The organism is Duganella vulcania (genome assembly GCF_009857655.1).
In the GTDB taxonomy this organism is placed as follows: domain Bacteria; phylum Pseudomonadota; class Gammaproteobacteria; order Burkholderiales; family Burkholderiaceae_D; genus Rugamonas; species Rugamonas vulcania.
This window is the reverse complement of sequence record NZ_WWCX01000144.1, coordinates 1-9771: the sequence shown is the minus strand read 5'-3', so window position 1 is coordinate 9771 and position 9771 is coordinate 1. Positions and strand designations below refer to the sequence as shown.

Sequence of the window (9771 nt, the reverse complement as noted above, 5' to 3'; positions counted from 1 at the left end):
TGTCCGCGCTCAAGAACCTGCTTGACCGCAGCGACCTTAAATTCTTCCGTGTAACGCTTCCCACTCATGATTTCTCCTTTGCCTAAATTATGGCTCAGGAGTGTCTACAATGGTCGTGGCGATTCAAACCAACGCATCAAGGCAGGCAACTTCTACCTCGACATCCCGACCGGAGGAACCTCGCTGGAGAGTCATCCAAGCGCCGAAAAACCGTTGACTACTGAGAAATCTGATACGCCGGAGCCACTGGAGTCGAAGCCATACATCTATCGCCCTAATGACCCTTTTCAATCCTCTATCGACAGAATTGAGGCAGCAGGTAGCTTATCGACCACGCACAAGCCATGGGTCAAGATGGCCTGGCTGTACATCTTCGTTATCTGCCCTCTGATTTTCATGGAGCTTTTCGCATTGGCACTGAAGTTCAATGCCAATGGTGGCTGGCAAGGCTTCGGACTCTTGCATTTAATCATGTTGGCGTATGGCCTTATGTCTTATTCGATATGGCTGAACAAGACCAAAGGATTGCCCGCCAAAAAGTCATGACGCGTAGTGCGATGGCATTGCCGCATGACGGCTGACTTCGGCCAAGAACAGACATTGGATATTTTTTTAAAAATAGGAGTTTTGGACTTGATTTCTTTATTGATTGCAGTTGCATTTGGGTATTTCTTGGGTATCTTTGTAACGACAAAGAGGCTGTCATTCCTGCTTTGTGTTCCTTTCGGTGTCCTCGTACACGCCTTCATTATTGTGGTATGGAGAGGATTTTCACCTGACTTGGGCGAGTTGCCCAGTTTTTGGAAATTCATCGCCGGGAGCATCCTCCAGGTGCCTTTGCTGATGCTCGGCGTCTACATCGCACACCGTCGGGCAAAACGTAATAATTTAAAAATCAGCTAACGGTGTAAGAACGGCTTCCAAATGAGATACGAAAGCTTGAGGCTACACGCGAACTGCTGTGAAATCACCATCCACTGGCCATCTTGGCTGCATTCGGCCATTAACGGCCGTTTGTAAAGGTCGATGTAGTTATTCGATACCTGAGCCGCCCTGTTAGATGAACAATTATTCGTCGGGAGTTTATTGAATGGTAGTGCCACTAATATTTGTAGCGATTGGTGCCGTGTCCCTGCTTCTAGGCACCACAATTGCTGTCAAGTGGGACGACATTGTCGTCGCTTTGAAAGGCAAGCGTCTCGCCGTCTTGGGCGCGCGCGACGTAGGTAAGACACACTTAGTAAAATTCCTTACTACAGGCTCTATCCCCGCCGAGTACAAGCAAACGGTCGCTCCCGAGAAGGCTTCGGGGCGCCGCTTCCAGCTCAGCGATCTCAACTTGAAGGTGAAGGACTTGCTCGACGTGTCAGGCGACAAGGCGGCCTACGGCGAGTGGATGGAACAGGTTGATCAAGCTGACGTCGTATTTTACCTTCTCCGCGCCGATCGATTAATCGTCGGCGATCCTGCCGTTGAGGCGCGTGTCCGGGGAGACGTGAAGCACATCGGAGATTGGCTCGAATCCCGCGACAGGCGACCAGGCGTCTTTATCATCGGAACTCACTGCGACTTCGATTCGGAGTTCGTCGGTACATTAGACGACAAGATGGGTGACTACGTCGACAAGTTCAGGCAGCTTCCCATCGTCGTGGAACTCGTCGCACGTGCGGGCGGCGCACAACGAGTAAAAGTTGTCTTGGGGAGCATGAAGACCATTCAATATACCGAGGCGCTTGTCTATCAAGTCTTCATGCAGGTGGCTTCATGACCGATAAATTCATCCTTTGGGCTCAGGCTCTTGACAACACTTCACCAGACCACTTTGAATTGGGCGGGAAGGTTTTGGGTCCCGATGACACTGCGCTGCGTCAAGAGGCCGTGTCGCTGGTGTCGAGTGTAATTAAAAAGGGAGCACGAATCTGTGGAAAGGATGGCGTGCTACTAACCGCTGATGATAGACATTTCGTCGTCGAGGTTCCATCCGTACAACGCGATAGTGCAGGGAGAACCGCTCCGATCATATGTTACGGCGACTATGACGTTGCCGTTGGCAATGCCCTCGGTAACGCAACTGCGGTTGCGCTCGGCGACTTTGCGAGAAGAATTGGGCGTACGTTACAGCCCGAGCACTTCGAACTAGCGCGGGCCTCTTTCGATACCCTAAAAAAAAAATCCTCGATGAAGAAGCTCGTACGCACAACCGGGATAATGGGGTTGGGGCTCGTAATTTTGGCCGTCGTCTATTGGCTGGCGCGAAAGGATTGGTAGCCAAAGAAAGGACAAAGAACCAGGTAGCTGCGACCGTAGTGGACGTAGCGATTCCCACCAATATTGAGCAGATATCGAACGATTATCAAATTATGACGACAGGTTCCTTTCCCCGTGATCCGAGCAACCGCAAGGCAATCCTCGTTCTCCAACAGCATGACCTCGAGAAGTGCGCTTACGAACCCGGCGCCGCGCAATCGCTGTTCGATGAAGAGGCTTACATCCTCCCCTTCCCAATTCGCCCGCAGGGCGAAGTGTCGCCGGCTCTTAGGAACATAATCGACGCCGGCCTTGCTCGTCCAGGCAGTATGCTAGTTCAGAGCCCTTTCGATGGAGACTCCTATGAAGAAGCATCGCTTGCCCCTCAGCGCTTCGCACTTGGGAAGCACATGCATTTCTCCACCTTGTGCATGTACCTTGGAGCGAAAGAGGTAAGCGTTGAGCAAATCGACCTTCGCACCCGCACAGGCAAGTCTTCGGTTGACCTGAAGGCGGAGCGGCTCGGTGCAACCGGCCAACTTTCTATCGAGGCTGAGGAACTTGAACGTTTTCGCGCTCAAATGAACCTCTGTGACGAGTTTGCTGGAAGCCCACCCGACATTGCGGCTGCGGAAAGGCTTCTCCGTCGCACCGGCCTGCTCGCTGACCCGAACATGTGCACGCTCCTCGAAATGAGGCGGGAAGGCATGAACCGGCTGCTGACGCGTAAGTTAACCCTGAACCTATCGAACGAGGCAAAAAGCAATCTCAACGTCGTTGGACGACTGAAGGTGCCCAAGTTTGTAACGCTCTCCGTCGAGTATGAGCGAGTTATCAAAGAACAGCACGACTATACGTTGACCGTCGTCGTGAAATTTTGACGCGCCTGCTGTCGAGTCATTCAAGTCGCTGCCGCCTTTGTGACACTGCCTAATTTAGGCAGTGCATGGCAGCTTTTGGGGAAGCGTTACTTCCGCTTTTGGGGAGGCAACTCCCGGCCAAGAGCTGCCGCTTATTTTGAAAGCAGGAATTTGAAAGACTGGTGAAAATTTGAACGACACTTTATCGTACTGGTCACCTATATGTGAACTGGTTTCAAATCTACGTTGTTGGATTCGCTTTTGTGCGACGGGAAGTGGAACTCCTCAGGAAGGCGATTGGGAGCAACTGCTGACCATGCCGACAGATGGCTATCTTGACGGGCCAGGAGGCCCACTTCCGCTTCGTGAAATCGATTGGGTCGAGATATCGATGAGTCGCATCAAGGGTGGTAGTGCCGGCCATCCGCTTCAGTTCATAGATGTAAAAGACGAAATTCTCACGCGCTTGCGCGCCACCCAGGTAAAGTGGGCGCTACATGACACCACGTGGTCAAAATCAAGGATTTTTGAAAACCAGCCTGTAGAAGTGGTGCGAGTCATGAACCCATTCGGCACCACACTGGGGCTGTAACCGACCAGAAGCTGACTGTGGCGTTTGATAAGTTCTTTCGCATACTTTCAACAAAAAAAACTCTAATGATGCATTCCGATTCGCCCGCCCGCCTTGTCGGGCTGGACACCTTGCGCTCGCTAGCAATAGTAATGGTGCTGATGTCGCACTACAACGGCTATGTCAGACAAGGGCCGGGCTTTGGCGCTATCGGGAGCATCGGCTGGGCCGGCGTCGACCTGTTTTTCGTACTGAGCGGCTACCTGATCGGCAACCAGCTCCTGGCGCCCGCAGCCCGCGGCGAGAGTCTGAACTTGCGGACTTTTTTTGCTCGACGCCTGCTGCGCACCCTCCCGAACTACTACGTACTGCTGGCCGTTTACCTGCTGCTGCCCCACAGTCCAATCTCAGGCGAGAAAATGGCCTCTCTCTGGCGCTTTCTCACATTCACCCAAAACATAGGTATGAATTATGACCAGACGTTTACACATTCATGGTCGCTTTGCATTGAGGAGCAGTTCTACCTGGTGCTGCCGCTGGCGGTGGTTGCCTTGGTCGGTAGCAGGCGCTCGCCGCGCGCGCTTTGGTGTGCCTTGCTTGCGGCCATCGCGGCCGGCATGACAGCACGCGGCATTGCCTTCATGAATGGCAAGGATGTATTCGCTGCGCCAGTGTACTACTCAAGCTATGGCCGCTTCGACGAATTGCTGCCAGGGGTAGCCATTGCCTTGCTGAAGAATTTCCATCCCGCTGGATACGCCCGCCTTCTTCGCTATGGAAACGCGTTGTTTGTAGCGGGTCTCGCCAGTGCCGCAGCCGTGCTGTACGGTGTAATGAACGAAGCACCGACTGTCTTCCTTGCATCGGCCTTTGGCTTTTCGCTGATCGCAGCCAGTTTCGCGCTGCTGACCTGCTCGGCGCTTAGCCCATCATCGTTGCTGAACCGCCTGCAAATCCCGGGAGCGAAGAGCTTGGCGCTCTGGTCGTATGCCGTGTACTTGGTCCACAAGCCAGTCTTTATGGCTCTGTGTCCGGAACTTCAGGCAACGGACATGGACGTCGACGCACCATTTAACATTATCGTGGTCATGGCCATTGGAATTTTTGGCGGTTGGCTACTGTACCGGCTAGTAGAGACACCGTTCATGCAACTACGGGCGCGCTCGTATCCTAGGGGAGAATTGAATATGCATCGCACCGCAAATCCGGCGCAGCAGCCGATTAACTATCCAAGAGCCTGAGGGACCCAATCTTGGCTAGTTGCGAAAAGTTTTATGTCATCACCGGCGCCTCTGGTGCCGGCAAGTCGACTCTGCTGAACGCGCTTGGCGAACAAGGCTTTTCAGTCGTGCCTGAGGCCGCGCTTTCAATCGTTCATGAACAGGAAAGGTTGAGAGGAACACTGCTTCCAAAGACCAACTTGCAAGTTTTTATGGATGCGGTCATGGAGCGAAATATCAGAGCCTACGACGCGGCGAAGTCCCTACCCCCACCCGTGTTTTTTGATCGTGGCATCCCCGAGTGTATAGGGCATATGCAGCTGCTAGGCCTGGACATCGATCCCGCATATGTCGCGGAAGCGAACGCGCGCCGCTACGCGAATACCGTCTTCGTGGCGGAACCCTGGCCCGAGATTTACGTCTGCGATCAATGGCGGCAAGCGCCCTTTGCGCGTGCTGCGCGTTCGTTCGAGCCGACCCTGGCGCCATATGCGCAGGCTGGCTACACAACGTGCGTACTTCCCAAGGTATCGGTCGAAGAGCGGCTCGCGTTCATACTTGATCAGGTGTCCACAGGCGGCAAGTAGACCGCGCCTAGCGCAACGCCAGGCGGCCGGCGCCGGCGCGCGGTGCATCCTCCAGCTTGAACACGCTGACCACCTCGGCCAGGTTGGCGGCCTGCTCCTGCAGGGAGCCCGCCGCGGCGGCGGCCTCCTCCACCAGCGCGGCGTTCTGCTGCGTGGTGCTGTCGATCTCGGTCACCGCCAGGTTGACCTGCGCGATGCCTTCGCTCTGCTCGTGGCTGGCGGCGACGATCTCGCCCATGATGCTGGTCACCTGCTCCACCGACGATACGATCTTGCTCATCGTGGCACCGGCCTCATCGACCAGAACACTGCCGGCATCGACCTTGGTCACCGAGTCTCCGATCAGTTCCTTGATCTCCTTGGCAGCTCCGGCCGAGCGCTGCGCCAGGTTGCGCACCTCGGACGCCACCACCGCGAACCCTCGTCCCTGCTCGCCCGCGCGCGCCGCTTCCACCGCCGCGTTCAAGGCCAGGATGTTGGTCTGGAACGCGATGCCGTCGATCACGCCGATGATGTCGACGATCTTGCGCGAACTGTCCTTGATCGACACCATGGTCTGCACCACACGGCCCACCACCTCGCCGCCCTCGGTCGCATAGCCGGAAGCCGACTGCACCAGCTGGTTGGCCTGTTTGGCGCTCTCCGCGTTCTGCGTCACGGTGGCCGTCAGTTGCTCCATCGCGGACGCGGTCTCCTCCAGGCTGGACGCCTGCGCCTCGGTGCGCGCCGACAGGTCCAGGTTGCCGCTGGCGATCTCGCTGGACGCGGTGGCGATCGTCTCCGTGCTGTCGCGCACCTGGCGTATCGTGGCGTTCAGCGACGACACGAAGCGGTTGAAGCCATCGGCCAGCGCACCGACCTCGTCCTCGCTCTCGACCGTCATGCGGCGGCTCAGGTCGCCGTTGCCGTCGGCGATCTCGCCCAGCATCTGCGCGGCGCGCGCCACCGGCGCGGCGATCGCGCGGCTGACCAGGTACACCACGAACAGGCCGATGCCGCCGCCCACCAGGCCGCCCACCAGCGCCGAGATCGTCACCGAACGCGTGACCGCGCCCAGCACTTCGGACTCCGGCACTTCGGCGATCACGTACATGTTCAGCTCCGGCACGAACGACGACGCCACCAGGCGCTTGCCGCCCGGCGCCGAATACGCGGCGCTGGTGTAGTTCTGGCCGCCGAGCAGCTTGGTGCTCAGCTCGGCATTGAAGCCCGGCAGGTCTTTCATGAAATGCTGGCCGTCCGCCAGCGCGGTATCGCGGTGCACGATCAGCATGCCGTTCGGCCGCACCAGGTACACGAAGCCGGACTCGCCGACCTTGTAGCTGCGGATGTTCTCGGCCAGCTTGTTGACCGCCAGGCCCAGGCTGGCCACGCCGATCTTGCCGTCGCCGGTGTCGAAACGCGTATTGATGAAGACGTTGTAGCTGCTGGCGCCCGGCTCCTTGTCCAGGTTCAGCGAGTACGGCTTGCCGCTGGCGAGGAAGCCATAGAACCACTGGTCGGCCGCCGCGCCCTTGTCCAGCGTGCGGTTGTAGCCCTTGTCGTCGAAGTACTTGCCGGTGCTGGCCGACACCCACGACACCGCCGCCGCCTTGGCGCTCTTGCGGATGCTGGCCGCGTATGCGGTCCAGGCCGGCAGGCCGCTGTCGGGCAGGCCGGCTTTTTCCCAGTCCAGCAGGAAGGTGTTGGCGCTGACCGACAACGCGGCCGCCAGCGGTTCGCCGATCTGGCGCAGGATGTCGTTGCGGATCTCGCCCACCTCGGCCGGCAGTTCCTGGGTCACCACCCGCTCGCGGATGCTGTTGCCCGTCATGACCACGCTCAGCGTCGCCGAGATCGCCAGGAACAGCAGCAGGCAGGCCGCCATGCTGAGCATCAGTTTTTGCTGGATCGACAGACGACGCAGAAGACTAGCCATGACACTCCCCAAAAGTTAAATCGGCACATGCAAATTTGTAAATCAGCGTAATCGAAGAGTGTTGCCATGCGCAACATAAAATTTCCGTTCTGTGCAGGACAGCAACGCAACCAATCGAACAGGCTGTAGGGGCGCTTTCGCCATATCATTCAGCCAATATAGAGACTATTTAACGACGATGCTTACGAAACTCTCGTTTCGCCAGCTGCTGCTGGGCGTCTTCCTGTTGATCGCCGTGCTGCTGAGCGCCGCTTCGCTGCACGCGCTGTGGACGCTGGACCGGCTCGCCGCCCACAGCCGCGACAGCGGGCGCCACGCCCTGGCACTGACCGAAAACACCCAGCAACTGGCCGAGCGCAGCGTGGCGATGGCGCGCAGCGCGCGCCAGTTCCTGGTGCTGGACGACCCCGCCTTCCGCAAGCGTTACGCCGACGCCTGGCGCGAGGCGCGCGCGGCGCTGGACGCGGTGTCCGCCGCCCTGCCCTACACGCCGCCGTCCACCTTCGAGCGCTGGCGCCACGCGGGCGAGCAGGCGTGGGAGCTGTTGCAGGCGCCCGCGCGTCCGCGTTCCAGCGCGCGCCAGCAGGCGCTGGAGAAAGTGCTGGCGCCGCTGCCGGCCGTGAACGCCGAGCTGGCCGACGAGGTCAAGCAGGAAGTCGACCGCCGCAACGGCGAACTGCTCACCGAGCTGGACCAGCGGCGCGGCGTGCTCAAGGGCCAGGTGATCGCCTCCATCGTGCTGGCCGCGCTGCTGGCCGGCGGCTTCGGGCTATGGCTGTCGCGCCCGCTGGCGCAGATCGAATCGGCCATCGACCGGCTCGGCGAGAACCGCTACGACCAGCCCATCGCCGTGCGCGGCCCGAGCGACCTGCAGCACGTGGGCCAGCAGCTGAACTGGCTGCGCCAGCGGCTGTCGGACCTGGAGGAGGACAAGGCCCGCTTCCTGCGCCACATCTCGCACGAGCTGAAGACGCCGCTGGCCGCGCTGCGCGAAGGCGTGGCGCTGCTGGAGGATGGCGTGGCCGGCGCGCTGTCGCCCAACCAGCGCGAGATCGCCGGCATCCTGAACCAGAACACGGCGGCGCTGCAATCGCAGATCGAGGCGCTGCTGCGCTACAACGCCGCCACCTTCGACGCCCACCGCCTGCAACGCGAGCCGGCCGACATGGCGGCGCTGCTGGCGCAGGCCGTGGCCGCGCAGCGCCTGCAATGGCAGGCCGCCGGCCTGGGCGTCGCCATCGAAGGCCGCGCCCGTCCCATCGCGGTCGACGCCGAGAAGATGGCGGTCGCCATCGGCAACCTGCTGTCGAACGCCGTGCGCTTCAGCCCGCGCGGCGGGCAGGTGACGTTCCGCATCGCCGAGGCCGACGGCAAGCTGCTGCTCGACTGCCTCGACCAGGGGCCGGGCGTGGCGCCGGACGACGCGGCCCGCATCTTCGAACCGTTTTACCAGGGCACGCGCCAGCCTGCCGGCGCGCGCCGGGGCAATGGCATCGGCCTGTCCATCGTCTACGAATACGTCGCCGCCCACGGCGGCGCCTTGCAACTGCTGCCCTCCGACCAGGGCGCGCACTTCCGGATCGAACTCCCCTATGAAACGTAATTCCCCCCTGCTGTTGCTGCTGCTCAGCCTGTCGCTGGCCGGCTGCACGCTGACCCCACCCCGGCCGCCGCTGCCCACGCCGGCCGAAGTGACGCTGCCGCCGCCACCGGCCATCGTGGAACTGCCGCCGCCACCGCCGCCCGATGAAGTCGGTCCACTGCTCAGCTATCACCAGCAGCTGCGCAAGATGACGCAGGGCGACATGCTCAAGGAGTTGAGCGGACTGAGCCTGCAACAGCGCAGCCCGCGCGTGGCGGTCCAGATGGGCATGGTGCTGATGCTCACGCGCGGCAGCGGCGACCTGGCGCGCGCGCAGGCGCTGCTCGACAGCGTGGCCACCGCCACCGAGACCGAGGCGCAACCGTTCAAGGCGCTGGCGCAGCTGTTGTCCAGCAATTGCGCGGAGACGCGCCGGCTGGCCGAGCACGCCGACAAGCTGGCCGTCCAGCAAAAGGACAGCCAGCGCCGCATCGACCAGCTCAACGAGATGCTGGAAGGCCTGAAGACCATCGAGCGCACGCTGCCGGCCCGTCCGGCGCCAGGGCCGCAGGCGGTGATCAAATGAACGGCCCGCGTGAACGCCTGATGGCCGGCCACGAACCGGCCGACACGGAAGCGCCCGGCACGGCCGGGGCCCTCGCCGAGCCGGTGGCAACGCACGCCACGGCGAGAGCAAGTGCCGAGGCGGCCACCGCCCGCGAGCCCGGCACGCCCCGCCTCCCAGCCCACAACAGGCCCCGCGGCTACCCCCCGCGCCTGGGCATC

12 protein-coding genes are annotated in these 9771 nt (G+C 60.3%); 11 read left to right on the top strand and 1 reads right to left on the bottom strand.

Annotated features, from left to right (window positions below):
- Positions 1–66 precede the first annotated feature (66 nt).
- The 8 genes from GTP90_RS33325 to GTP90_RS33290 all read left to right on the top strand — a co-directional run bounded on the left by GTP90_RS33325 (position 67) and on the right by GTP90_RS33290 (position 5485).
- Positions 67–546 carry a hypothetical protein gene (locus GTP90_RS33325; protein WP_161087542.1) on the top strand — a complete coding sequence of 160 codons (480 nt, stop codon included), beginning with the start codon at positions 67–69 and terminating at the stop codon, positions 544–546.
- Positions 547–570: 24 nt separating this feature from the next.
- Entirely contained in the window at positions 571–903 is a 333-nt protein-coding gene (locus GTP90_RS33320) for a hypothetical protein (protein WP_161087541.1), read from the top strand.
- A gap of 187 nt (positions 904–1090) precedes the next feature.
- Positions 1091–1768: a GTPase domain-containing protein gene (locus tag GTP90_RS33315; protein ID WP_161087540.1), complete on the top strand. Its 678-nt coding sequence runs from the start codon at positions 1091–1093 to the stop codon at positions 1766–1768.
- On the top strand, positions 1765–2268 hold the full coding sequence (locus tag GTP90_RS33310; RefSeq protein ID WP_161087539.1) for a hypothetical protein: 504 nt from the start codon (positions 1765–1767) through the stop codon (positions 2266–2268). Before GTP90_RS33315 ends, GTP90_RS33310 begins: the two co-directional genes overlap by 4 nt.
- The gene (locus tag GTP90_RS33305; protein WP_161087538.1) at positions 2262–3128 is read left to right on the top strand and encodes a hypothetical protein; all 867 of its coding nucleotides are present in this window, start codon (positions 2262–2264) and stop codon (positions 3126–3128) included. The genes GTP90_RS33310 and GTP90_RS33305 overlap by 7 nt, the downstream gene beginning before the upstream one ends.
- Positions 3129–3297: 169 nt before the next feature.
- A complete protein-coding gene (locus GTP90_RS33300) occupies positions 3298–3699 on the top strand; it encodes a hypothetical protein (protein WP_161087537.1) in 402 nt (133 codons plus the stop codon).
- 17 nt (positions 3700–3716) lie between these two features.
- Positions 3717–4919, top strand: a complete 1203-nt coding sequence (locus GTP90_RS33295) for an acyltransferase family protein (RefSeq protein WP_371875164.1) — start codon at positions 3717–3719, stop codon at positions 4917–4919.
- 11 nt (positions 4920–4930) lie between these two features.
- Positions 4931–5485 (top strand): AAA family ATPase, encoded by a 555-nt coding sequence (locus tag GTP90_RS33290; protein ID WP_161087536.1) that lies wholly within the window; start codon positions 4931–4933, stop codon positions 5483–5485.
- A 7-nt stretch (positions 5486–5492) separates the two neighbouring features.
- Here the strand turns inward: GTP90_RS33290 and GTP90_RS33285 are convergent, their stop codons facing one another.
- On the bottom strand, positions 5493–7403 hold the full coding sequence (locus GTP90_RS33285) for a methyl-accepting chemotaxis protein (RefSeq protein ID WP_161087535.1): 1911 nt from the start codon (positions 7401–7403) through the stop codon (positions 5493–5495).
- A gap of 178 nt (positions 7404–7581) precedes the next feature.
- Here GTP90_RS33285 and GTP90_RS33280 point away from each other — a divergent pair, with 178 nt between their 5' ends.
- The 3 genes from GTP90_RS33280 to GTP90_RS36715 form a co-directional block, all read left to right on the top strand.
- Entirely contained in the window at positions 7582–9006 is a 1425-nt protein-coding gene (locus tag GTP90_RS33280; RefSeq protein WP_161087534.1) for a sensor histidine kinase, read from the top strand.
- Positions 8996–9571, top strand: coding sequence for a hypothetical protein (locus tag GTP90_RS33275; RefSeq protein WP_161087533.1), 576 nt, complete (start codon positions 8996–8998; stop codon positions 9569–9571). Before GTP90_RS33280 ends, GTP90_RS33275 begins: the two co-directional genes overlap by 11 nt.
- Positions 9568–9771: hypothetical protein (locus tag GTP90_RS36715; RefSeq protein ID WP_217432059.1), on the top strand; the 204-nt coding region annotated here is incomplete at its 3' end. The genes GTP90_RS33275 and GTP90_RS36715, both read left to right, overlap by 4 nt.

Excerpts from the sequence above, each read along its gene's own strand:
- GTP90_RS33325 (WP_161087542.1), top strand. The coding sequence starts at position 67 with ATGATTTCTCCTTTGCCTAAATTATGGCTCAGGAGTGTCTACAATGGT.
- GTP90_RS33320 (WP_161087541.1), top strand. The coding sequence starts at position 571 with ATGACGGCTGACTTCGGCCAAGAACAGACATTGGATATTTTTTTAAAA.
- GTP90_RS33315 (WP_161087540.1), top strand. The coding sequence starts at position 1,091 with ATGGTAGTGCCACTAATATTTGTAGCGATTGGTGCCGTGTCCCTGCTT.
- GTP90_RS33310 (WP_161087539.1), top strand. The coding sequence starts at position 1,765 with ATGACCGATAAATTCATCCTTTGGGCTCAGGCTCTTGACAACACTTCA.
- GTP90_RS33285 (WP_161087535.1), bottom strand. The coding sequence starts at position 7,403 with ATGGCTAGTCTTCTGCGTCGTCTGTCGATCCAGCAAAAACTGATGCTC.
- GTP90_RS33280 (WP_161087534.1), top strand. The coding sequence starts at position 7,582 with ATGCTTACGAAACTCTCGTTTCGCCAGCTGCTGCTGGGCGTCTTCCTG.
- GTP90_RS33275 (WP_161087533.1), top strand. The coding sequence starts at position 8,996 with ATGAAACGTAATTCCCCCCTGCTGTTGCTGCTGCTCAGCCTGTCGCTG.